This window comes from Nocardia sp. NPDC049190 (assembly GCF_040648115.1).
Lineage (GTDB): Bacteria > Actinomycetota > Actinomycetes > Mycobacteriales > Mycobacteriaceae > Nocardia.
This window is the reverse complement of the sequence record NZ_JBEZDE010000001.1, coordinates 91,972-115,249: the sequence shown is the minus strand read 5'-3', so window position 1 is coordinate 115,249 and position 23,278 is coordinate 91,972. Positions and strand designations below refer to the sequence as shown.

The window sequence follows — 23,278 nt, the reverse complement described above, 5'->3', positions numbered from 1 at the left end:
TCCCCTGAATAAGTGCCACTGCTGGTCTCGGTCTCGGAACTACACCTGGATGGCGCTGATGCCCGCGGCGCGGACCACATCGCCCGCGACATGCTGGGCCAACTGCATGCGCAGTGTCGCGGCGGCGTGGTGGCATTCCAGAATCGCCTGCGCGACCGCGCGGTCGTGCGACATGGCCCCTTGGTTGAAATGGCCGGCACTGACCAGCGAGACTTCCTCCGCACCAGACGGAAGCACGTGTGTCGCGGGCGCGGTGATCGCCGCGGCGGCGGCCAGCCGCTCGGCAACGAGGTCGAGTTCGGCGGCGGCGGCGAGAATGGCTTCGGGCGCGATCAGTACATGTCCAACCATGACTCGACTCCTTCTAGTGGCTATGGGGCGGAACCACGAGAATTCCCCCTACGAGTGATAGGACGCGACAGCAACGCAATCGGTTCCATCGAATCCCCAACTTTCGGTCTCCCTGCTGATTACACACCCATCGTCGCTGGTGCGCCATGCAGCTCGGCCGACGCTATCCCCATCCCAACTGATGCAGACGGTCTTCGTCAATCCCGAAATAGTGTGCGATCTCGTGGATTACAGTGATGGCCACCTCGTTGACCACCTCCGACTCGGCGTCGCAGATATCGAGAATGGCGTCACGGTAGATCGTCACGGTGTCCGGAAGCGTTCCGCCGTAATGACTGTCGCGTTCGGTGAGCGCTATGCCGTGGTAGAGCCCGAGCAGGTGTGGATCCTCCGGATTGCGCGGCTCGATCAGCACGACCACGTTGTCGATCGCTCGGGTCAGCTCGGGCGGAATGAGATCGAGTGCGTCGCCGACCAATTCCTCGAATCGATCGGCGGACATCGAGACCGACATCGGCGGCGAGCTATCTCGGCTTGGGCAGCGGCGCGGCGCCGGGGAGCGGCGCGGGCGTCGAGCGCCCGTCGCTCGGCGGCGGCACCGGGGCCTGGCCGTTGATCAGGATGTCGCCGCGTGCCGAACCGGTGATGGGGGCGAAGCCTTCTCGATCGGCGCCCTTGCCGATCATGCAGTCCAACTTGCGGCTGCCCGCCATCCAGCTGCGGGCATCGATGTAGTCGAAGAACAGGGTCAGCGTCTTGTTGCGGATCACGTCCGGGCTGCCGAGGTAGTCGGTCGAGGTCCGCGCGCACTCGTCCTCGACGAATTTATCCTGCTCCTCCTTGGGCGGCGGGCCGCCGTTGAAGCGGGTGCCCAGGTCGATCGTGGAGACGATTTCCACGGCGTGCGGTTGCGCGCATTCCACCGGATCGGTCGGCAGGTTCTGGTTGATGCCGAGACACACGCCCGGCTCGTACACCTTGGACTGGTCGTGCTCGCCGGCGCTGCCGAGCGAGGGTGGCGTGCCGACGCTCGCTGCGATCTGCAGTCCGCAGCGCAGCGTGCGATCACCGTGCTGCCAGCCGTCCGGGCTCGGGTACATCAGGCCGACGATGTACTTGCCGCGCGGATCGAAGCGCCCGGCCAGGTAGTTCTGCACGGCGGGAACACAGTGCTCTTCCTTCAGTTCGGTGAGCCGCAGCGAGTCCGGGAACCGCGAGCCGGGACCGAACTCCTTGCCCGGATATCGGCTCATATCGATATCGGCGGCGACCTCGAACAGGTGCTTGCTGGAGCAGTTCACCTTGACCAGGTCGGATCGGTCGCTCTTGGTCCAGCTCAGGCAGTCGCCCTTCGCGGCGGTGCCGAACTCCTTGTCGAGCACGGTTTGCGCAGGCGCGCCCGGATTGTGGACCTCCAAGCCCTTCGCATTGTCGAAGCCGGTGACGAACAACGTCAGCAGAGCGGCGATCACGGCGCCGACGGCTACCGCGAGCAGGCCCCAGCGCAAGGTCGGCGCGGACAGGTGCAGGTTTCCGTCTGCGAGTGCGGTTTTCGCGGCGTCGATCGCGGCGTCGATCGATCGGCGAACCGCGTCGGTGCGCGACGGGGCACCACGCTTGGACGTCGGCAGAGGCACACGTTGCGGGGACATCGCGATCCATCATGGCAGTGTCCGGGCCGCAGTGCTACGACCTGGCCTGATCCGCCCACCCCGCGCGTCGGGTCGGTCACACGGTGCCGACAGAAAGATCCCCGGCAACCTGGCCTGTTCGGTATTCGCGGACAACCGCGTAGCGCGCGGATCAGGGACTCGGTCTGTTACCGGTGGTCGCCACAGCTGTGTCGTCCGCGAACCATGGCGGCTTCGGCGAGTGGCCGAGTTCGGTGCGCGGCAGCGACTGCGGCACAGGAGGACCGACCGCGCGGCACTGTGCGCCGCGACGGTCGGCCGCCGCCACCGAGGGCGCAGGTGACGGGCTGGTTCAGCGGGTTGCCCGCATCCTGGGATATCGGCGTGAAACGGCATGACGTCGACCACTAGGCTGGTTGCTCATGATCGACCTCCGATTCCTGCGGGACAACCCCGACGCGGTCCGCGCCTCGCAGCGCGCCCGCGGCGAAGACCCCGCCCTCGTCGACGCTCTGCTGGAGGCGGACGCGGCACGACGCGCCGCGGTGGCCACCGCGGACAACCTGCGCGCCGAGCACAAGGCGATGGGCAAGTTGATCGGAAAGGCGAGCAAGGAGGAGCGCTCCGCGCTGCTCGCGCAGGCGCAGGAGATGTCGATCAAGGTCAAGGAGGCCGAGATCGCACAGCACGGCGCCGACGCCGATCTGGACGCCGCGCACCGCGCCATCTCGAACGTGGTGCAGGAGGGCGCGCCCGCCGGCGGTGAGGACGACTATGTCGTGCTCGACACCGTCGGAACACCACCGGAATTCGACTTCGCGCCGAAGGACCACCTGGAACTCGGCGAGTCGCTCGGCCTGATCGACACGGAGCGCGGTGCGAAGGTCTCCGGCGCGCGCTTCTATTTCCTCACCGGGTACGGCGCGCTACTGCAACTCGGTCTGCTGCAACTCGCGGCGCAGAAAGCCGTGGCCAACGGCTTCACCATGATGATTCCGCCGGTACTTGTGCGCCCGGAGATCATGGCGGGCACCGGCTTCCTCGGCAGCCATTCGGCCGAGGTCTACCACCTCGAAGAGGACGACCTCTACCTCGTCGGCACCTCGGAGGTGCCGCTGGCGGGCTACCACTCGGGCGAGATCCTCGACCTCGGCGCCGGCGCCAAGCGTTATGCGGGCTGGTCGTCGTGCTTCCGCAGGGAGGCGGGCAGCTACGGCAAGGACACCCGGGGCATCATCCGCGTGCACCAGTTCGACAAGGTGGAGATGTTCGTCTTCACGACACCGGAGCAGGCCTCCGCCGAACACCAGCGGCTGCTCGGTTGGGAGCGGGACATGCTCGCGGCCGTCGAGGTGCCGTATCGGGTGATCGACGTCGCGGCCGGTGATCTCGGCAGTTCGGCCGCGCGCAAGTTCGACTGCGAGGCATGGGTGCCCACTCAGCAGACCTACCGGGAACTCACCTCGACGTCCAACTGCACCACCTTCCAGGCGCGCCGTCTCGCTGTGCGCTACCGCGACGAGAACGGTAAACCGCAGGTTGCGGCCACGTTGAACGGTACGTTGGCGACTACCCGCTGGATTGTGGCGATCCTGGAGAACCATCAGCAAGCCGACGGGTCGGTACGGGTGCCCGCGGCGCTGACCCCGTTCGTCGGTACCGACGTGCTTCGACCGCCGAACTAGGCGCGCCCGAATGGTATTCAGGTGAGTAGCCGCTGGTTCGCCGTGCCGGATTCACGGGATGTGGCAACTGCCGGGATGCGTTGTGTCTAGGCTGTTCCCCGTGCGACGAATCGGGTCTCGCGGCGATACCCGAACCCGGGTGCGAGCCGCTTCTGCGCTGGCAACCGCCATGGTCATGGCCCGGACCACCGGGGCGTTCTACGTCATGGGTGGGGTTCTCGGGCTGGTGATCACCGCGATCGCCCCGGGTGACGAGGGTAATCGGCCGCTGGTCGGCGGAGCGGCAGCGGTAGCGCTGGTGCTCGGTCTCACGCTGCTCGCGTGGGGTCCACGCCTGCCGCACTCGATTCACCATGCCTACGTCGCGACCGCGACGGTATTGGTGACGATCGCGGTGTATTCGTTCCCGAACACGGTCGGCGCGATCAGCCTCGCGGCGTTCTACGTGTTCGTCGCCTGTGACGCCGCGCTCTTCTTCGCCTGGTCGCAGGCAGCGGCGCACATCGCGTTCGCCCTGCTGTTATGCCTGTGCGTACTGCCCGCGCGGCCGGTGACCCCGGGGCTGCCCTGGTGGTCGGGCCTGATCCCGGCGGGTGTGACGGTCGGCGTCGGCGTCGTGGTCGGCATCCTGACCAGGATGGCGTCGGAGGCCGATATCGATGTGCTCACCGGCCTGCTCAATCGGCGGGGCTTCGACCGGGCGCTCAACGGTGTGATCGGGCAGGCCACGCGGAACGGCCAAGGGCTCTCGCTGGTGCTGGTCGACCTGGACCGCTTCCAGAAGATCAACGACCATCTGGGTCACCGCGCGGGCGACGCCGTTCTGCAGCGTGTCGCCGACACCTGGTCGAAACTGCTCGCCCCGGGCCAGCGCTTGGCCCGCTACGGCGGCGACGCATTCGCGCTACTACTGCCGAACACCACCGAACAGGCCGCGATCCTGCTCACCGAACAGTTGCGCGCGGCGGTGACCACCGGCTGTTCGGCCGGCGTGACGTCGTGGCAGCCCGGTGAGTCCGGATCATTGTTGGTCAGCCGTGCCGATGTCGGCCTGTACCGGGCCAAGCAAGCCGGTCGCAACCGGACCGTGCTCGAGTCCTCGCGGCAGCTGCCGCTGGCAGTGGAGCTGCGCGAGGCGATCGACAGCGGTGCTCTGGATGTGCACTACCAGCCGATCGTCAGTCTGACCGAGGGTGGCGGGAAAGCGGTCGGTGTGGAGGCGCTGTTGCGCTGGTCGTCCAGCGCGCAGCCGGACGTCACCACCGAGGGCCTGATCCGTGTCGCCGAGGAATACGACCTCATCGCTGATCTGGACGAACTGGTGTTGCGCAAGGCCTGCGCCGACGCCGCGCGGTTGCAGGAAACCTTCGCCCAGCTCGATCTGACCCTGAACGTGAACGTCAGCGGACTGGAGTTGGCGGAGGCCGATTACGCCGACCGGGTGGCGGGCATCCTCGCCAGCACCGGCTGGCCCGCCGATCAGCTCGTACTCGAGGTGACCGAGAGCGAGTTGGCCGCCGAATCCCAGACCGCCATCGCGAATCTGCACACCCTGCGCGACCGGGGTGTGCGCATCGCCATCGACGACTTCGGCACCGGGTACTCCTCGCTCAGCAGGCTGGCCACCCTGCCGAGTGACATCCTGAAGGTCGACCAGTCTTTCGTCGCCGCGATCCGTTCGGACTCACCTGCGCCGCCGCTGCTCGGCGTGATCGCCGCACTGTCCAGCGCGCTGGATCTGCAGGTGATCGCGGAGGGCGTGGAGACCGAATATCAGGCCGCGGTGCTCACCGAGTTGGGATTCGCGCTCGCCCAGGGCTACCACTACAGCGACTCGCATCCGGTATCCGACCTGATCAGCGACCTCAACGAGCACCAGGGACGAGTCGGCCCCGGCGTCTCGGACCGAGAACTCGGTGGCGGCGACACGATCCAGGCCGACGGCTGGGTGCCGCTGCCCTGATAATCCCTTGACGCGGCGATGCGGGGTGCTCGATGCTGATCGACATGCGCTTGCTCTTCTACGGCTGTTGATTCGCCGGATCGCTACGCGCCCGTTCGACGGGTAGCGCGGACTCGGTCAGCCTCCGCGCGTTGGCGGCACGCGCCGTGCTTTTCCGGAGCATCGGTGAATTGATTCCGCTCTACGCGCTGTACGCCCTGCTCTTCGCCGACCATGGGATGAGTAGCGGGCAGATCTCGTTGCTGTTCGCGATCTGGTCCGTGACGTCGTTCCTGCTCGAGGTGCCGTCCGGGGCATGGGCCGACACGGTCTCGCGGCGTGCGCTGCTCGCGCTGAGTGGCGTGTTGCTGACCGGCGGCTTCACACTGTGGACCGTCGTGCCCTCCTTTCCGGGTTTTGCTGCCGGGTTCGTGCTGTGGGGCATCTCGGGCGCCCTCGCCTCCGGCACGTTCGAAGCGCTGCTCTACGACGAACTCGTCGCTCGCGGCGAATCCGCCGCGTACCCGCGCATTCTCGGCTACACCCGCGCTGGTGCGGAAGGGGCCGTCGTGGTCGCTATCGTCGTCGCAACCCCGCTCTACCTCTGGGGTGGTTATCCCTTCGTCGGCTGGTCCAGTGTCGCGATGGCCGCTCTGCACTCGGGACTCGCTCTCTCGCTGCCCACCGCACCGAAGGTGGTCTCCGCGGTGGACATCGATGAACTGGAAAACGAGAATTCGGTGCCGCGGGGAGAACATGCACGTCCAACTGGCGGCGCTGCGACCGTCCCCACAAGCGCTGAGCCGATCGCCTCCGCCCTACGCGGTGGTGCCGCAGTACTTGCTGCCGCCGCAGCGGACCGCGATCCCGGTGCATCGGTGCACGACGCCGTCTCGGACCTCGGCGGGCGCGCCATGGTGCGCGACGTCGATAGCGCAGGTGCCGACGAAGGCGCGATCGACGTGGACGACCGCGCGGTGGTGGGTGTCCGGGCGGTGCACGGCGGACGAGTTGCGTCCCGAGCCGCGGTTCCAGGTTCCCGCACCGGTGCCGCCGGCCGCGGCGCGGTTGATGGGCTCGTTGTCGGCGCGGAGGTCGTCACGAGCGACGCTGCGTCGGATCTGGACGTGGCGCGGCCGCGGGATATCGCGCGGCCTCGGCCGTTCGCGCGATACCTCGGGATGCTCACGGCTGGTGTGCGCGAGGCGGTGCGAGTTCGAGCGGTGCGCTACGGCGTGTTGCTGGAGGGGTTGTTACTCGGCATGACGGCGTTCGACGAGTACTTCGCGCTGCTCGCGGACGAAGCGGGCGTCTCGACCGCGGTGGTTCCGCTGCTGGTCGGCATCACCGTCCTCGGTTCGCTGATCGGCGCGGTGCTGGCGGGCCGCACCGAGGGCATATCGGGTCGGACGATGGCGGCCGCGGTGGGCGTTGCGGGCGTTCTTTTTCTCGGCGGAGCGCTGATCGTCGGAGTCGCTTCGCACCGACCCGGCGCTGTCTACCTGCTGACCGGACTCGGCTTCACCGCGATCGGCGTTTCCTACGGCATTGTCTACAACGCCGGAGTGGTGGCGGGAGCCCGCCTCCAGGCAGCTATCGAGGGCCCAGCTCGGGCCACAGTGACTTCGGTATCCGGCCTTCTCGGCGAGATGGTCGCCCTCGTCGTCTTCGCCGTCGCCGCGGTGGTAACCCGGTGGACCTCCGTATCCACTCTCTTGGCTCTCTTCGGCGCCGTCATGCTCGCCCTCGCCGTCTGCACTCCCCGCTGGCTGCCCCGTTGACCGGGCGTGGCATGAGATGGCGACCTCCCTCGCGTAATGCCGCCGTCACCCGTCCGTCACCGTCGGCGCCTGCCGACCGGTAGCGTGCGGGGATATGACCGTGCAGGCGAGACTTGGGCTGCTGTTCGGGTGCGCGATCGGCGCCGGTGTCGCGGTGCAGGGGCGGATCAATGGCGCGCTCGGCGCCCGGCTGCACGATGGGATCGCCGCCGCCACCGTCAGTTTCAGCATCGGGCTCGTGGCGCTGCTCGTGGCCTTCGCGGTCAGTGGGCGCTTGCGCGACGGTCTGCGGCAGGTAGGACGGGCGATGGCCGATGGCACGCTGCGGCCGTGGCAGTTGCTCGGTGGATTGTGCGGTGCTTTTTTCGTCGCCGGTCAGGGGCTCACCGTCGCGGCCATCGGCGTCACCGCGTTCACCGTGGCGGCTGTCTCGGGGCAGCTGCTCAGCAGTCTGGTGGTCGACCGGCTCGGACTCGGCCCGAGCGGACGCACCGGGGTCACCGTGGGGCGTCTGATCGGCGCGGCGCTGGGCGTACTGGCGGTGCTGATCGCTGGATTCGGTCATACCCGCGCTGCCAGTGGACTTTCCGTCCCCGACGCACTGCACGGAGCACCAACCGTGTTGCTGATCGTGTTGCCCGCGCTCGCGGGAATCGGCCTGGCCTGGCAGCAGGCGGTGAACGGCAGGATCGGCGCGGTCGGCGGGCCTTTCTCGGCGACCATCGTCAATTTCTGCGTCGGCCTCATAGCGCTGCTCGCCATCGAAGCCATCGTGGTCGCGACCTCCGGCGGTCCGGCCGAATTCCCTACCGAGCCATGGCTTTACCTGGGTGGGCTGATCGGCATCGCCTTCATCGCCCTGGCGGCGTCGACCGTCCGCTGGATCGGTGTGCTGCTGCTCGGCCTCACGTCGGTCGCGGGCCAGCTGATCGCGTCCCTCGTTCTCGACATCCTGACCCCGACCAGCGCGGGCTTGACGGTCACCGCGGTCATCGGCTGTGTGCTGACCCTTGTCGCGGTCGGCATCGCCACTCGGTCACAACCCTGAACTCGCGGCCGGAGCGGATTGGGCCCGGATGTCGGGTGCGTGCACCAGCCGAGGCTTCCGGTCGCCGCGTCGTCATCGCCGACCGGAAGTCAGGTATTCAGACCAGTTTGGTCGAGCGCAGTTCGTGCCCCTTGGACGTCTTGCACCGTCCGGATTCCAGATCCCACTGCCAGCCGTGCAGGTTGCAGGTGAGGGTATTTCCTTCGACCACACCGAATCTCGACAGGTCCGCCTTGAGGTGCGGGCAGCGCCGTTGGACTTCCCAGCCGGCCAGTTCGGTGGAGGCGGAATCGTCGTGCGCCTCGGCGAACCAGCCGTCGGCGTAGGCGATCCGCTCGTCGGTGAGGCATTTGAAGAAGGTGTAGAGGAATTCGTTGTATCCGCCGATGCGCCAGGCCTGGAATCGGGTGGACAGGAAGATGGTGTTCACCCAGTCCGGCTCGTTGTCGCGCAGCACGGTGCGCACCAACTCCGGCGGGATGCGGAAGCCGTAGCGGTACTTGCCCTCACCCTCGATCGGGCCGCGCACCTCCCGCTTCGGGAAATCGAGGACCACGGTTTCCTCGCCGATGACCAGCCCGACCGGGTACCCGATGCCATCGCAGATCAGGTCGCTCTGGCCCATGATCGGCTCGAACAGCTTCTGCAGCGGTTCCAGTAGCGCGCCGTTCTCGGTGGCCCAGGATGCCTTCTCGGCCGCGAGCACCGGTGCGAGGCGCTGCGCCATCCGCTCGATGTAGTCGGCCTTGTTGTCGTAGATCTCGGCCGGATCGCTCGGGTGGGTCAGCGTCAGTTCGGCGCCGCGCACGTCGGCTACCGAGCCGGGGATCATCATGATCCCGCCCGCGTTGCCGTGGATCCGCATCTGCTCCAGGAACACCTTCTGGTCCGGGAAGATGTTGCCCTCGTCGCCGCGATCGTCGTTGAGGTAGCGCAGCTCGTCGTCCAGGAACACCGGCGGGCCTGCCGAGGGCACCACCCAGGTCGCACCGACCTGTTCGATGTAGCTACGCGCCCGGTCCATACCGCGCTGACGCTTCTGCTTACCGAAGTTCGACTTGGTACGGGCCGGGATGTCGTAGACCATCGGGTACCAGATGGCGCCCGAGTACTGCAGCAGATGGATATCGATGTGGCCGAACGCGTCGTGCAGCAAGTCCATGTCGACCGGTCGGGCGTCGTTCATGTTGAAGCAGGTGGTCTCGCCGTCGGCGACGACGAGACCGGAGTCGCCGATCGGTCCGTCGGCCGGCGCGCGCAGCGCGATGATCATGACCTCCAGCGCGCCGCCGGGGCCGGTCACCGTGTGCTTGACCGAGTCCTCGGTCTCGAAGAACTTGTGGAAGCCCAGCTTCTCCAGTTCCCGGCGTAGGTCGGGCACCGGATAGTCCGGCAGCAGCACGGTCGCGTCCTTGTTGACGTACTGGGCCAGGTGCGCCGCGTCGAAATGGTCGCGGTGCAGGTGCGAGACATAGAGATAGTCGCAATTGCCCAGCTCGGCCCAGTCCAGCCGGGTGTTGTCGGGGAACGGGAACCACGAACCGAAGTACGCGGGATTGACCCAGGGATCGCAAAGGATCGACCCGGCCGCGGTGCGGATGTGGAATCCGGCGTGTCCAACGCTGGTGATCTGCACTGGCTGCTCCTCCTGACCGTTACCAGCCAACCAGGGTAGTGGCTACGACGAAACGTCGCCGATGCAGTAGCCGTCCGGACCCGACAACAGGGTGAAGGTACGGGTCTGCGTGACACCGGAGGCGTTGGTCACCGGAACCAGCACCGCGATGTAGTTCGCACCCAACTGCTCGGAGCGTAGCTCTTGGTCGGCGAATCCGGTGGTTCCGGTGAGCGTGCCCTGGCTGGTGGCCAGGGGCGCGGAGGTCGGCTGTCCGGTACCCGAGGGATCCCAGCTCGCCGGGGACGCCTTGCAGACCAGCGGGTGATCGCTCTCCTGGTCGGACGGGTCCAGTGGGTCGCCGACGAACCGAGCCAGGTAGCGGCGCACCGTGTGCCTGGCGTCGGCGTCGTTGTATTCGATGTCCGCGCCCGCCGACGCGACCCGGGGGCAGGCGTAGCCGGTGTCGACCTCCGCACGGTGCACGACGACCGTGGTGGTCGCGCTCTTCCAGGTGACCGTGTCCCGGGCGGCGGTGCCCGGCTGGGCCAGGGCGGTGCGGATGCCCTGCTGGTTGTCGTACATGTCGGCCACATTGCGGGGCGCGATGGTCCAGCACTTGGCCTGCAACTCGGCGGTGGTGCCGGATTCCAGGTCCGCCGCCCAGCGGCGCACGGCGTCCGCGGCGGCAGGAAGTCCGGAGACCGCGCCGACCGGTGGAGCGTCGGCGGGAATCGGCGGCAGGGCCGTGGTGCTCGGTGGCGTAGTAGTGGGGGCGGCGGTCGGTGTCGTCGTAGGCGCGGCCGCGATCGGCGCGTTGTCGTCCGGAATGCCGACGACCGAGTCGCAGCCGGTCAACAGGACTGCGCCGGTCAGCGCGAAGCCACCGAGTATCGTCGCGCGCGCACGTGGTGTGCTCCGAGCTTCCGGCTGCGCACACCGGATCGACGCTGCACACCGGATCGACGCTGCCAGAGGCGTCGCCTGAGACCGTCCCGCATTCGGGGGCAATGGCGCCGCCCGATCTCGATCCCGCGCTTCCCGGTCGTATCCATGCGGATTCGGTCGGAAACGTTCCACTACGACGATCCCTCTTCTCTGAAAAGTGCGGGCTGGCCGATCGCGCCTTCTCTGCGTCGGCGCGACGGCGGCGCTCTGCCGGATGCGGCAGGCAGCGACTACGCTAGCGGACTTGTGGAACCCGTCTACCGGACGATCATCGGGCTGGCCCGTACCGTCTTCTTCCTCGAAGGTCTGAAGTTCACCGTCACGGGCGATGAGCACATCCCCGCCCATGGTGGCGCCGTACTGGCGGTGAATCACACCGGTTATATGGACTTCACCTACGCGGGGCTGCCGGTGCGCACCCCCAAGCGCTACATCCGATTCATGGCCAAGAAGGAGGTCTTCGACGACAAGATCTCCGGTCCGATCATGCGGGCGCTCAAGCACATTCCGGTGGACCGCTCCGCCGGCGCCGACTCCTACCAGGCGGCGCTGGATTACCTGCGCCGGGGCGAGCTGGTCGGCGTCTATCCGGAGGCGACCATCAGCCGCAGTTTCGAGATCAAGGAATTCAAGTCCGGCGCCGCCCGCATGGCCATCGAGGCGCAGGTGCCGATCATCCCGATCGTCATCTGGGGCGCGCAGCGGGTCTGGACCAAGGGTTTCCCGAAGCGGCTCGGTCGTACCAACACCCCCATCTCGATCGCGGTCGGCGCGCCGATCCAGCCGTTCGAGCCCGCCGCCGAACTCACCGCCCAGCTGCGCTCGACCATGCAGGACATGCTGCTGGCCGTGCAGAAGGACTATGTGCACGAGTCCGGCGCGTACTGGGTTCCGATCCGGTTCGGTGGCAGCGCGCCTACCCTGGAGGAGGCGGACGCGATGGATGCCGCCGAAGCGGAGGCCAAGTCCGCGCGCAAGAACGCGGCCGGGCGGTAACGGGAGCACTGATGACGCGGGAACCGGTTTACGACATCCTCGCCGGCCTGGCCCGCACTATCTTCTTCGCGCAAGGTCTGCGCCTCGACACCGAGGGTCAAGCGCACATTCCACGATCCGGCGGGGCGGTGCTGGCGGTGAACCACACGGCCTATCTGGACTTCACCGAGGTGGGGTTGATCGGGCGTAAGTCCGGCCGCAACGTTCGGTTCATGATGAAGGCCGAACTCGAACACGGCATCGTCGGCTTCCTCATGAAGCACTGCAAGGCGATCGGCGTCGATCGTGCGGCGGGCGCCGAATCGTATGCCCGCGCCGTGGCCGCGCTGCGCGCCGGCGAAGTTGTCGTGGTCTATCCCGAGGCGACCATCAGCCGCAGTTTCGAGCTGAAGGAATTCAAGTCCGGCGCGGCCCGGATGGCCATCGACGCCGATGTCCCGATCATTCCGCTGATCATCTGGGGAGCGCACCGAATCTGGACGAAAGACATTCCGAAACGGTTGGGCTACCACAACTTTCCGATCAACATCCGCATCGGTGACCCGATCGCGCCCGAAGAACCGGCCGACGAACTCACCGCTACCTTGCGTGCGCGGATGAGCGAGCTGCTCGACCGCGCCCAACGGGACTATCCGATGCCCGCCCGGGCCCGCTGGGTGCCGGCCCGTCTCGGCGGCACGGCGCCCACCCTCGAAGAAGCCGCCGTCCTGGAACAGGAGGAGCTGGCCAGACGCCGAGCCGAGAACCGCTGATCGTTGCAGACGATCCGCGGAGGGTGCGGACGTGGAGCGAGTCCGCACGTCGTCGTCCCGCATGGGCTTGTCGAAGGCCACGCGGTGGCCGGCCCCGCCTGGAATTTGCGGTTCGGCATGCAAGGGACTGTTGTGCTACTTCTCCGACACCGCGCCTGGAAAGAATTTATCCGTTACCGCCACGGTGACATGCTCGGGGGCCTCCAGCCCTCTGAGCAGTTTTCGCGCGTACTCGAGGCCGATTGCACTCTCCCCGCGAGGGTTGTCGAATTTGGCAGCGCGCTCCCGCATGGCATAGCCGCTCTTGCTGACCCCTGCGCGCGAAGCCAACTCCGCCTGGGAGAGTTCCTGTTTGACGCGTGCCTCCCGGAACCAGCTGTTGGGCGTACGGTGCGGGGTGGGATCGGGGAAATCAAGAACCCTCAGGTGGCGCACCGGAGCCCTCTGGTAGCGCTGAAGAACAGCCGCACGCACATCTTCAGGGGCGTCCAATGCGTCGAACAGACGCTGCGCCATCGCGTCAGTGACATTCCCGGTGCGCTCCATCTGACCGATATATGAGCCCGAACCGGGCCTGCCTATCCGAATGGCGAGTTTGTCCTGGCTCAGTCCTCGACCTTCGCGGGCAGCTTTCAGCCAGTTCCCGAACGACGGGGGGCCGTCCGAGGTCAGCTCCGGCCACTCGCCTGCGGGCAACCGACCCGGCTTGCGTGGTATGGCCTTCGGTGGTGGCGTGGCCTGTGGAGACCGAGTGTCGGACGCTCGAGTACTGTCGCCATCGTTGCCTGCACCCCGAATTTTTTCCGCGAGATGGCTGTCGTCTTCTGGTCTTTGGTTTGAAACATGATCCAGCTCTTGTGAGAATCCACGAGGAAGGCCCGCTCTGGTCTCGGCCACCCCTTCCACCACGTTTTCTACTCTTGGCATGACCTTCTTGCGAAACCATCTACCGAGCACTTGACAGTCACCCCCAACCGCACCGCGTCGCTGGATACCGCCGCGACATGGGTTACGTGTTCGCGGTCATCGCTTGGAATCGAGTACTCGGAGAGGGTAACTCGTCAGATGCTCGGGCATACCGCACTTACGCCGCATGAGCTGCCGACCATGCGACCCCGTTCCAGTCCGACCCCACCGCGGTTCGCCTCGGCGGCACGGCGTCCACCCTCGAGGAAGCCGCCGTCCTGGAGCAGGAGGAGATGGCCAGCCGTCGAATCAGGGGCTCGACCGAACCTCGCGCATTCCAGACGCGTACGTGCAGCGTTTCTGACAGGTCCGAATCCGGAGATCATGGTTCCAAGTACAGCCGTTCATTCGGCAACCGCGGCAGACCTTCGGCGCGACCAGGCAGCACATCCACCGCGTCGGCATAGTGGCGCTCACGATGTTCTCGAAGGAAAGTCACCGTTGCGGTCATACAGGCGGCGAAATCGAATCGTGCACCATGCAGGAAAACCGACAGATGCACGTCGGGTTCGTCGGGATGTGGCGAACATGTGCCCCCCACGCTGTGTGTCGGCTCTCTCATCAGTAGCCTTCCCGCCGGACAGTGCCCCTTTCCAGGATGCCCGATCGTCTGCCCGAGACATCGGCGCGATCGTCGACAACACGTATGCCGATCCATGGACAGTCCCCTTCCGCCACGCCGGCAACGGCACCGGCGTGTCGGCCGATCTTGCCGTCGACAAGCGGAGCCCACACCAGGCAAAACCGCGACGGGCACACCACGGTCACGAGTTGATCGGTGTCGAGATCGAATTTCCCGACGCCGATCTGCGAAAGCGTGATCCACGGCCCTCGACCACATGTGCAGTCAGGCATACGCCAACACCCGTCGCCGCCTGTCGACCTGATCGGCAACACAAAAGCGGATCGCGGCGACCACAGCACATCCGGACGGGCGGTACCCCGAAGACGGGCGCAACACCCAGGTACGAAACCTCGTCCCCCGATCCCCCGGACTTGGCAACGCGATCGTCCCGCCGTAACGGATCATCGATACGTTCAACCGGAACATCTCAGCGAACAACGGCACATCGTCCGGCAAATCCGGCCGGATGATGTACGTCCACCGACGAGACCGGGGATGCGACAAAAGCGGCCCCACTTCGTGACCATTGTTTTGCATCCACACTTTGACGTCGTGCCCCAGCACCGCGGGCATGGTCACTGCCCACACGATCCCAGCACGCACGATGATGCGCCCGGTCTGCGGGGGCTCGACGTGCGCGGGTAGATCGCATACCTGCCGGTAATAGGCGCATCGGGACAGTGGTGTGTCCCCGAAAGCTGTCTGGCCCATCAAGACCCCTGATCGTGTCGGCGGTTCGTAGGCGCGCCCTGCCCATCCCGTGTTCACAACTATCCAGGCGGGCGCACGAGACAAGAACACACTCTGGAACTGCTGGGAGTAAGGTCGTTGCGGGTGTTGAAGGGTGGTGAATCACCCACTTCCACTGACCAAATGGGTGGGCATGATGGACAGTCCGAACATGCAGCTTTCCGAGTGGCTTGCCCGCACGGGTTGGAGTCGTGGCGAACTGGCCCGCAGAGTCCGAGCTTTGGCGATCGAGTGGGGGGACCCGCATGTCAGGCCGGATGCGTCGAGCGTGCGACGCTGGGTGGATGAGGGCGAACAGCCTCGCCCACCAGTTCCGGCGATTCTCGCGGACCTGTTCTCCGCACGGTTCGGATACCGGGTAACGACCTATGACCTCGGGTTCGGTGACGCGCCGACGGTCGATCGTGCGCTCAGCTATAGCCCATCATGGACTGAAACGGTCGAAGCAGTCACAGACCTAGGGAGAGCAGACGTGGACCGGAGGAAGTTACTTGTCGCAGCGCCGTTCGCAGCCGTGGCAGCGATCGGCCCTTCTCGGGATTGGCTGCTCAACACGCTCGACCAGTTGTCGGAGGAGCGCCAGCGAGTGCGTCTCGAAGATGTCACCGCCGTCAAGAACATGTTCAGCACCTTTCAGGAAATGGACATCTTCCACGGCGGAGGATCGGGCCGCTTGGTGCTGGCGGCATACATGAACGAGCACGTATACCCCTTGCTTCGCCGGACCTACACGGAAGATGTTCGTCGCGCACTTTTCGGTGCAGCGGCCGAGCAGACGTACCTTCTCGGGTGGATGGCCTTCGACAGCGGCGAGCACGGTACGGCACAGCGGTATCTGATCCAGGCACTTCGGCTGGCAGAGGAGTCGAGAGACCCCGCGCTGGGAGCGCACGTGCTCGCCGGCATGGCTGATCAGGCAACCCTGCTCGGTCACCCGAAAGAAGGCAGACGGTTGGCACAGGCCGGCCGCCAAGGACTTTCGAAAGTGAACTCTCCCGCGTGCCTTTCGGATCTGTGGACACTCGAAGCCCGGGCGCTGGCGACTATCGGCGACAAGGTCGGCACCGCACACGCGGTCAACGCTGCCGAACGCGCCTTCGCCGGCATACAACCTGACCGAGAACCGGAATGGGCACGGTTCATCGACCAGGCGTATATCTGCGGCGAGTGGGCGAACGCCTTCCGCGACCTGGGACGACCGGATGAGGCCGCACCGCACGCACGCCGGTCGATCGCCTATGCGCGCAAACAGAATCGGGCGCGCAGGGGTGCGCTGTCACATGCTGCTCTTGCCGTCACGCACATACAGAACCGCGACCTCGAAGCCGCTTACGCCGCGGGACTTCGAACGGTGGAGCTATCTCGTAAGGTGAAGTCTTCCCGCTCGGTCGAAGCCGTCCGTGACGTACAACGGCGCATGATGTCCTTCGGGTCGAATCCGATGGTCGCGGACTTCAACGAGCGTGCTCGGACACTTCTCGCCGCATAAAATCGCGCGACCTCATCATCGCGTTGGGTTCGCCCTCTTCACCCGTGAACATTCAGAAGCCGGGATCCAGCGGCCAGCAAGGGGTAGGCGTGGGTAGCTGGCCGCGAAAGAACCTGGATGGAGGTACGCCCATCAGAGTTCGGAAGTCCGCTGACAGGTGGGATTGATCGTAGTAGCCGTTGTCTGTCGCGAGCTGCGCCAATGAAATCTGCGGAATCTTGACCGTTTGCCGGCCGTAATAGCCTGCGGTGCCGGCGATGTCGGCCGTGCTGGTGTCGCCCGCATGCGACAGGACTCTGCGCACCCGGTCGATCCGCGCGAAGTGCTTGGGGGAGACGCCGATTCCGGTGGTGAACAGGTTGCGGAGTTGGCGTTCGCTGACCGAGAGCCGCGCGGCGAGGTCGGGTACCGGACGGGGCGGGTCGGCCGCGATCGCGGCGACGGCGCTGCCGAGTAACCTGCGCTGGGTGCGCTGGGCGGCATCGTCGGTGATGCGGCGCGGCAGTTCGCTTTCCAGGTACGGCAGGACTTCGTCGGGCGCGAGAGCGACCAGCACGGTGGCGAGGTCGGCGGCGGGGCCGGGTAGGTCTTGCAGGCGCACAACCCGATCCGTGAGCAGTGCGGCGGACACGCCGAGCAGCGGGCCGACAGCACCGGGCGCCAGACGCAGGCGGACACAGCCCGCGGGCCTACTCGCGCGCGAGTAGATCGCCTTGGTCCGTGGCCCGACGACGAGCGCAGCGCGGGGACCGCGCTGCTCCTCGCGCAGCACGATGGTGGTCGAAGTCTGCGGAATGTGCGTGAACGGCTCGGACAGGTCGAGCACAGTCGGGATTCGGCCCAGTTCCGTCAGCCACGGCCGCAACGACTCCGGTGCCGGCTCGGATGCCTCGACCAGGTCGGCCGGCACAATCGGCGGCCGATGCGGCAGGGAAGTCACCGCATCCACTGTAGGCAGTCCCGGCTCGGGCAGGTGTGCCGAAATTTCCTAGCGACCTGCGACAACGCGCGGCACGGTAGTCACATGATCGTGATCACCGGTGCGACAGGCACTATCGGCGGCGAAATCGTCCGACAGCTCGTGGACCGCGGCGAGCAGGTCCGCGCCGTGACCAGGGTTCCGGAACGCGCCGAGGTCCCGGCGGGCGTCGAGGTAGTGCGCGGCGATTACACCGACATCCCGTCGATCGCGGCGGCGATGAGCGGCGCGGACGCCGCGTTCGTCGTCGGTGTGCTCGGCCCGGAGTACGTCGAGGCCGACCGTGCCCTGATTACGACGGCGCGGGACGCGGGGGTCGGCCGCATCGTCAAGCTGTCCGCTATCGGCACCGGTGATGCGGGGCTCGGCCGCGTCGGGACTTGGCATTTGCCCGGCGAGCAAGCCGTGCGCGAGAGCGGTGTCGACTGGACCGTCCTGCGCCCCAGCTCTTTTGCCTCCAACACCGCGAGCTGGGCGGAAGCCATCCGTTCCGGGAACCCGGTGCCGAACATGACGGGACGGGCCGCGCAGGGCGTCATCGATCCGCGCGACGTCGCCGGGGTCGCCGTCGAGGCTCTGGTGTCCGCCGAGCATGCGGGCCGGATCTACACACTCACCGGCCCCGAACTACGCACCACGCATGACCTTGTGGCCACCCTGGCCACCGTTGTCGGACACCCGGTGCAGGTTGTCGATATTCCGGAGGCCGAGGCGCGTGCGTCCATGCTCGCGTCGGGAATGTCCGCCGAATTCGTGGAGGGGGCGCTCGCGGGTCAGGCCTACGTTCGCGCGGGACACAACGCGATCGTCACTGACGACGTACGTCAGATCCTCGGTCGCGCCCGTACCTACGCCGAATGGGCGACCGACCATGCGAGCGCGTTCGGGGCCGGGTTCGTGAATGTGAGTGACGTCACATAGAATTGCCGAATGGCGAGCGCTGGGCAAAGGTGGCAGGACTGGCGGACGCCGGTATTACGCGCCTACGCGAAAAGGGGACTCGGATGCGTCGTCGGATCGTGACAGTCTTGGTAGCGCTGGTAGCGGGAGGTTCGGCGGCGGCGTTCGCCGGTGCGACCGCCTCCGCGGTGGCGCTGAACCCGTTTCCCGGTGGGACCGAGGTGTACTTCGACCACGGCGAGGCGACCGCGATCGCGAACATGAACCTCGGCCCCGCGCTCGGTCAAGTGGCAGTGGCATGGTCGCCAGGGGCGAAAATGATGCTCGGGCAGGGGATCGCCGAGCACGCACAATGGGCTACCGAGACCACGAACGGCGCGCTGTCGATCGAGGTGTACGGAATGTTCACCCAGCCTTCCCTGGTCACAGTGACCACAATTCCGGGCTGACACGAGCGGGTGAGCGACCCTGGTACAAGGACTCTCGGTGACAACTGAAAGGCCCGTCGAGTTCACCGTGGTTGTATCGTCGAGTCCGGGGTCCGGTATGAACTGTGGGCGGGGCGGTCGGTTCGGTAGATGACGTGGCGTTTGTCGTCGGTAAGGTTGTCGGGTGTCAGGTCGCCGATGGCTACTCGATGGAATCCGGCCTTTTCGAGCATGCGCCATGATGCGACGTTATCGGCATGGACCGGCACGATCGCGGTGTTGCTGTCCGGGTAGTCGTGCCAGGTTTTATCGAGCATCGATCGCATCATGCGGGTTCCGAGACCGTGGCCGATCAGTGTGGGCTCACCGACGAGGTAGTCCAGGCTGATCGCCGAGTTGGGAATCGTCAGGATCGGGGCGACCTCTTCGATGTATTGGGGGTAGTCGTCCCAGCGGCACCGTTGCATCAAACCGACGGGCGTCCCGTTCAGCTGGGCCAACCAATCCTGGTTGGGCTCCGCACCGCGCGCCGACGGGCCGAAGTCGCGGCGTACGGCCTCGTCGGAGGTCTCGTGCGCCCACCATCGCGCTACGTGTGGTTGCCCCAGCCATTGTGCTAGCAAAGGGAAGTCGTGCTCGTCGAGCCGTCGCCAGCTGATCACGTCAGCGAGTATTCTCCGCACGCGATCGGTCGTCCACCGCATTTGCGCTCCCTGCGGATCGTCGTTTGCGCGAACGGCTCGCTCGGTTATCGCGGATTTCGTTGTGCGCAGCCGTAACCGGACGCCGCGCTACTGCGCGGTGGAGCGGAAACTGCGCAGGCGCAGGCTGTTGCTGACTACGAAGACCGAGGAGAACGCCATCGCGGCGCCCGCGAGCATCGGGTTCAGTAGGCCGGCCATGGCCAACGGGATCGCGGCCACGTTGTAGGCGAACGCCCAGAACAGATTGCCCTTGATGGTCGCAAGGGTGCTGCGCGACAGGCGGATCGCGTCCGCCGCCGCCCGCAGATCGCCGCGGACCAGAGTCAGATCGCCCGCCTCGATCGCCACGTCGGTGCCGGTGCCCATGGCGAGCCCCAGATCGGCCTGGGCCAGCGCTGCGGCGTCGTTCACACCGTCGCCCACCATGGCGACCACCTTGCCCTCGGCTTGCAACCGCTTGACGGTCGCCACCTTGTCCTGCGGCAGCACCTCCGCGAGCACCGTGTCGACCCCGACCTGCGCGGCGACCGCCTCGGCGGCCGCCTTGTTGTCACCGGTCAGCAGGATCGGTGTGAGGCCGAGCGCGCGCAGCTGCGAGATCGCCTCGGCGGAGGTCGGTTTCACCGCATCGGCGACCACGAGCACGCCGCGGGCTCGGCCGTCCCAGCCCACCGCGACGGCGGTTTTGCCCTCGGCCTCGGCGGCCCGCATCGCCTCCGCCAAGTGGTCATCCAGGTGCTGCGACCAGTCGGCCAGCAGCCGAGCGCGTCCGACCAGCACGGCATGGTCGGCCACCGTGCCCTGCACGCCGAGGCCCTCGATGTTGTCGAACTCCCGCACCGGCTTCAGCTCGCCCACCTGTTCCCGGGCGCTCTTGGCGATCGCTCGCGCGATCGGGTGTTCGGAAGAATCCTCCAGCGCACCGGCGAGTTCCAGGATTTGCGCGACGTGCTCGCCCTCGGCGGCGACGACGTCGAGCAGCGTCATCTTGCCGGTGGTGACGGTGCCGGTCTTGTCCAGCACCACCGTGTCCACCCGTCGAGTGGATTCCAGCACCTCGGGCCCCTTGATCAGGATGCCCAGTTGTGCGCCGCGACCGGTGCCGACCATCAGCGCGGTCGGCGTGGCCAGGCCGAGCGCGCACGGGCAGGCGATGATCAGCACGGCGACCGCCGCGGTGAACGCCGCGGCTACCGAACCGCCGGTGCCGAGCCAGAATCCGAGCGTCGCGACCGCGAGCGCGATCACGATCGGCACGAAGATCCCCGAGATCTTGTCGGCCAGCCGCTGCGCCTGCGCCTTGCCGTTCTGGGCGTCCTCGACCAGTCGCGCCATCTGTGCCAGTTGGGTATCGGACCCGATCCGGCCGGCACGGACCACGATCCGCCCGCCGACATTCACGGTGGCGCCGACCACGGCGTCATCCGGTCCGACCTCCACCGGCACCGACTCGCCGGTGAGCATCGAGGCGTCGACCGCCGAGGAACCCTCCACGACAACACCGTCGGTGGCGATCTTCTCGCCGGGCCGGACCACGAAACGATCGCCGACGGCCAGTTGCTCCACCGGAATCCGCTGCTCGGTTTCGCTGGAACTGTCGCCATTCTCTCCGGGCCCCGCGTGGTTACGCCCGCTGCCTGATCCGGGCCCGTCGCTCGCCCGGCGCAGCACCGAGACTTCCTTGGCGCCGAGTTCCAGCAGAGCGCGCAAGGCCGCACCGGCGCGCCGCTTGGAGCGTGCCTCGAAGAAGCGGCCCGCCAGAATGAATGTGGTAACGCCCGCCGCGGCCTCCAGGTAGATGCTTCCGGCGCCATCCATCCGCGAGATGGTGAATTCGAACGGGTGCGTCATGCCCGGGGTCCCGGCGGTGCCCCAGAACAGCGCGTATACCGACCAGCCGAGCGCCGCGAGGGTTCCCATCGACACCAGGGTGTCCATGGTCGAGGTGGCGTGGCGCAGATTGGTCCATGCCGCGCGGTGGAACGGCAGTGCGCCCCACACCACGACCGGCGCGGCGAGGACGAGCGAGAGCCATTGCCAGTTGGCGAACTGCAGTGCCGGAATCATCGCCATGGCGATCACCGGCACCGTCAACGCGAGCGAGACCAGCAGCCGGGTGCGCAGTGCGGCGGTGGGATCGTCCACGGCGGCGGTTTCCGGCGGCTGCGCCGCGACCGGCAGCGCCGCCGTGTAACCGGCCTGCTCGACGGTGCTGATCAGGTCGTGCGGCGAGATGTCGCCGACCACATCTACCCGTGCCTTCTCAGTGGCGTAGTTCACGCTCGCGGTGACGCCGTCGAGTTTGTTCAGCTTCTTCTCGATGCGACTGGCGCAGGATGCGCAGGTCATACCGCCGATCACCAGTTCGACCCGCCCGGTGATGGGTGGTTGTGTCACGGTCGTCATTGCGCTCCATTCTGTGCGGCGCGAGTGGGGGCGGTGCCGGTCAGTGGCTGTGGCCGCGGGGTGCGGTTTCCGGGTGGTCATGTTCGGTGTGTGCGGGTTCGAGGGCCGCGAGGCGGGCGCTCGGCGCGACGGTCAGGGTGAGTTCGGCAGTCCGGACCACGCCGTCATGCTGAAAGTCTAGGAACAGTCGATAGTCGTCCGCGCTCGGTGCCAGCACCTGGAAGGTGATGCCCGGTCCGGCCGGGGTCACCCCGTCGCCGGGGTGGCCATCCGGATGGATGTGCAGATAAGCCAGGTCGGCGGCGCGCAGCGCCACCAAGTGGCCGTAAGCGCCGAGGTAGGGCTGCAGGTCGGTGACCGGCTTGCCGTCACGCTGTAGCGAAAGGGTGACCTTCGAGCTCTGTCCGGGGACGACGCCGCCGGCCAGCGTGACGGTGTAGCCGCCGACCGTCGTCGTCGATGCGGCGGCCGGCAGGGGCCGCGGATCGTAGGTGCCGCCGACGCGCAGGTCGGCGCCGAGCGTCAGGTTGTCGTCGCCCTCCGGGGTGAAGTCGGCGAATACCCGGTAGTCGCCCGCGCGAGTGAGATCCAGGAGTGCGTTCCAGTGCCCATCGCCCTCGAGTGTGGGATGCACATGCTGGAATGCCGCCATGTCTCGACGCACCACGATCAAGTGCAGGTCCTTGTCATGGCTGCGCAGGTAGCGGGTGACGGGCTCGCCGTCTCGGTTCAGGATGCGGAAGCGCACCGGGACGTTCGGCGCCGCGACTGTCTGTGTGGTGTCGAGCCGCAGGGTGTATCCGCGGTCGGTGGCCAGCATTCCTCCAGGTAGGTCCGCCGGCCCGGCCTCGTTCGAGGCGGCGCTGTCGCGGTGCGTGGTCGAATCGTGGACGGGCTCGGTCGGCTCGGGGCCGATCGCCGCACCGGTCGCGACCGCGATCCCGAAGACGGCGGCGAGGCCGAGGGTGAAGCCGGCGAAGGTAGTGATTGCGTTCATCGCATTGTCTCGCTCGGCGCCCGGTCGACGAGCGCGTGGCCGACTCGGCCGGGCGAGGTGGCTGGACCGCCACGCCGAACCGGATCCGCGTGGACCTCCGCCAAGTCGCTGACGACGTCGGGAATGCCGACCTCCTCGCGAACCGAGGTCGCATGGCAGCCGCGAGTCCGTGCGGACGCGGTCAGGGCCGTGGCGGTGCTCATGTCGTTCTCCTTCTCCGCGGACTTCCACCGTCCTCTCGGTTCTACCGTACCCCCCTATGGTATATAGGTGTCAAGAGGCGAG

Annotated in this window: 22 protein-coding genes; 9 read left to right on the top strand and 13 right to left on the bottom strand. The window is 66.9% G+C overall.

The annotated features are described in order from the left end of the window. Window positions 1–39 precede the first annotated feature (39 nt). The 3 genes from AB0B25_RS00475 to AB0B25_RS00465 all read right to left on the bottom strand — a co-directional run bounded on the left by AB0B25_RS00475 (window position 40) and on the right by AB0B25_RS00465 (window position 2,003). The gene (locus AB0B25_RS00475; RefSeq protein WP_357069074.1) at window positions 40–351 is read right to left on the bottom strand and encodes a PE domain-containing protein; all 312 of its coding nucleotides are present in this window, start codon (window positions 349–351) and stop codon (window positions 40–42) included. 163 nt (window positions 352–514) lie between these two features. Then, the gene (locus AB0B25_RS00470) at window positions 515–865 is read right to left on the bottom strand and encodes a metallopeptidase family protein (protein ID WP_357172505.1); all 351 of its coding nucleotides are present in this window, start codon (window positions 863–865) and stop codon (window positions 515–517) included. A 10-nt stretch (window positions 866–875) separates the two neighbouring features. Further along, window positions 876–2,003 carry a septum formation family protein gene (locus AB0B25_RS00465; RefSeq protein WP_357172502.1) on the bottom strand — a complete coding sequence of 376 codons (1,128 nt, stop codon included), beginning with the start codon at window positions 2,001–2,003 and terminating at the stop codon, window positions 876–878. 401 nt (window positions 2,004–2,404) lie between these two features. Between AB0B25_RS00465 and serS the strand changes: the two genes are divergently transcribed. The 4 genes from serS to AB0B25_RS00445 all read left to right on the top strand — a co-directional run bounded on the left by serS (window position 2,405) and on the right by AB0B25_RS00445 (window position 8,438). After that, window positions 2,405–3,667: a serine--tRNA ligase gene (gene serS, locus AB0B25_RS00460; protein ID WP_357172499.1), complete on the top strand. Its 1,263-nt coding sequence runs from the start codon at window positions 2,405–2,407 to the stop codon at window positions 3,665–3,667. Between the two features lie 139 nt (window positions 3,668–3,806). Continuing rightward, window positions 3,807–5,630, top strand: a complete 1,824-nt coding sequence (locus tag AB0B25_RS00455; RefSeq protein ID WP_357172496.1) for a bifunctional diguanylate cyclase/phosphodiesterase — start codon at window positions 3,807–3,809, stop codon at window positions 5,628–5,630. Window positions 5,631–5,761: 131 nt separating this feature from the next. Next, a complete protein-coding gene (locus tag AB0B25_RS00450) occupies window positions 5,762–7,390 on the top strand; it encodes an MFS transporter (protein WP_357172493.1) in 1,629 nt (542 codons plus the stop codon). Between the two features lie 94 nt (window positions 7,391–7,484). After that, entirely contained in the window at window positions 7,485–8,438 is a 954-nt protein-coding gene (locus AB0B25_RS00445; RefSeq protein WP_357172491.1) for a DMT family transporter, read from the top strand. Between the two features lie 97 nt (window positions 8,439–8,535). Here the strand turns inward: AB0B25_RS00445 and AB0B25_RS00440 are convergent, their stop codons facing one another. Continuing rightward, a complete protein-coding gene (locus AB0B25_RS00440) occupies window positions 8,536–10,074 on the bottom strand; it encodes a Rieske 2Fe-2S domain-containing protein (protein ID WP_357172488.1) in 1,539 nt (512 codons plus the stop codon). A 42-nt stretch (window positions 10,075–10,116) separates the two neighbouring features. Continuing rightward, entirely contained in the window at window positions 10,117–10,911 is a 795-nt protein-coding gene (locus tag AB0B25_RS00435; protein WP_357172486.1) for a hypothetical protein, read from the bottom strand. A gap of 336 nt (window positions 10,912–11,247) precedes the next feature. On the opposite strand from AB0B25_RS00435, the gene AB0B25_RS00430 reads away from it, so the two are divergent. Together AB0B25_RS00430 and AB0B25_RS00425 are read left to right on the top strand one after the other, a co-directional pair. Then, a complete protein-coding gene (locus tag AB0B25_RS00430) occupies window positions 11,248–11,997 on the top strand; it encodes a lysophospholipid acyltransferase family protein (RefSeq protein ID WP_357172483.1) in 750 nt (249 codons plus the stop codon). An 11-nt stretch (window positions 11,998–12,008) separates the two neighbouring features. Further along, a complete protein-coding gene (locus AB0B25_RS00425; protein WP_357172480.1) occupies window positions 12,009–12,749 on the top strand; it encodes a lysophospholipid acyltransferase family protein in 741 nt (246 codons plus the stop codon). Between the two features lie 135 nt (window positions 12,750–12,884). Here the strand turns inward: AB0B25_RS00425 and AB0B25_RS00420 are convergent, their stop codons facing one another. The 3 genes from AB0B25_RS00420 to AB0B25_RS00410 all read right to left on the bottom strand — a co-directional run bounded on the left by AB0B25_RS00420 (window position 12,885) and on the right by AB0B25_RS00410 (window position 14,919). Next, window positions 12,885–13,676: a helix-turn-helix transcriptional regulator gene (locus tag AB0B25_RS00420; RefSeq protein WP_357173238.1), complete on the bottom strand. Its 792-nt coding sequence runs from the start codon at window positions 13,674–13,676 to the stop codon at window positions 12,885–12,887. Between the two features lie 600 nt (window positions 13,677–14,276). Then, complete coding sequence (locus AB0B25_RS00415; protein WP_357172478.1) at window positions 14,277–14,570, bottom strand: hypothetical protein; 294 nt, start codon at window positions 14,568–14,570, stop codon at window positions 14,277–14,279. Beyond that, entirely contained in the window at window positions 14,563–14,919 is a 357-nt protein-coding gene (locus AB0B25_RS00410; protein ID WP_357172475.1) for a hypothetical protein, read from the bottom strand. The genes AB0B25_RS00415 and AB0B25_RS00410 overlap by 8 nt, the downstream gene beginning before the upstream one ends. 643 nt (window positions 14,920–15,562) lie before the next feature. On the opposite strand from AB0B25_RS00410, the gene AB0B25_RS00405 reads away from it, so the two are divergent. Further along, window positions 15,563–16,579, top strand: a complete 1,017-nt coding sequence (locus AB0B25_RS00405; RefSeq protein WP_357172472.1) for a hypothetical protein — start codon at window positions 15,563–15,565, stop codon at window positions 16,577–16,579. 52 nt (window positions 16,580–16,631) lie between these two features. Here the strand turns inward: AB0B25_RS00405 and AB0B25_RS00400 are convergent, their stop codons facing one another. Then, window positions 16,632–17,519, bottom strand: a complete 888-nt coding sequence (locus tag AB0B25_RS00400; protein WP_357172469.1) for a helix-turn-helix domain-containing protein — start codon at window positions 17,517–17,519, stop codon at window positions 16,632–16,634. Window positions 17,520–17,603: 84 nt separating this feature from the next. On the opposite strand from AB0B25_RS00400, the gene AB0B25_RS00395 reads away from it, so the two are divergent. Beyond that, on the top strand, window positions 17,604–18,479 hold the full coding sequence (locus AB0B25_RS00395) for an NAD(P)H-binding protein (RefSeq protein ID WP_357172467.1): 876 nt from the start codon (window positions 17,604–17,606) through the stop codon (window positions 18,477–18,479). A 98-nt stretch (window positions 18,480–18,577) separates the two neighbouring features. After that, a complete protein-coding gene (locus AB0B25_RS00390; RefSeq protein WP_357172464.1) occupies window positions 18,578–18,907 on the top strand; it encodes a hypothetical protein in 330 nt (109 codons plus the stop codon). Between the two features lie 62 nt (window positions 18,908–18,969). Here AB0B25_RS00390 and AB0B25_RS00385 read toward each other — a convergent pair whose 3' ends face one another. The 4 genes from AB0B25_RS00385 to AB0B25_RS00370 form a co-directional block, all read right to left on the bottom strand. Continuing rightward, window positions 18,970–19,590, bottom strand: coding sequence for a GNAT family N-acetyltransferase (locus tag AB0B25_RS00385; protein ID WP_357172462.1), 621 nt, complete (start codon window positions 19,588–19,590; stop codon window positions 18,970–18,972). Between the two features lie 87 nt (window positions 19,591–19,677). Continuing rightward, window positions 19,678–21,996 carry a heavy metal translocating P-type ATPase gene (locus tag AB0B25_RS00380; RefSeq protein ID WP_357172459.1) on the bottom strand — a complete coding sequence of 773 codons (2,319 nt, stop codon included), beginning with the start codon at window positions 21,994–21,996 and terminating at the stop codon, window positions 19,678–19,680. A gap of 40 nt (window positions 21,997–22,036) precedes the next feature. Next, the gene (locus tag AB0B25_RS00375; protein WP_357172456.1) at window positions 22,037–22,993 is read right to left on the bottom strand and encodes a hypothetical protein; all 957 of its coding nucleotides are present in this window, start codon (window positions 22,991–22,993) and stop codon (window positions 22,037–22,039) included. Next, window positions 22,990–23,196: a hypothetical protein gene (locus AB0B25_RS00370; protein WP_357172453.1), complete on the bottom strand. Its 207-nt coding sequence runs from the start codon at window positions 23,194–23,196 to the stop codon at window positions 22,990–22,992. Before AB0B25_RS00370 ends, AB0B25_RS00375 begins: the two co-directional genes overlap by 4 nt. Window positions 23,197–23,278: the final 82 nt, after the last annotated feature.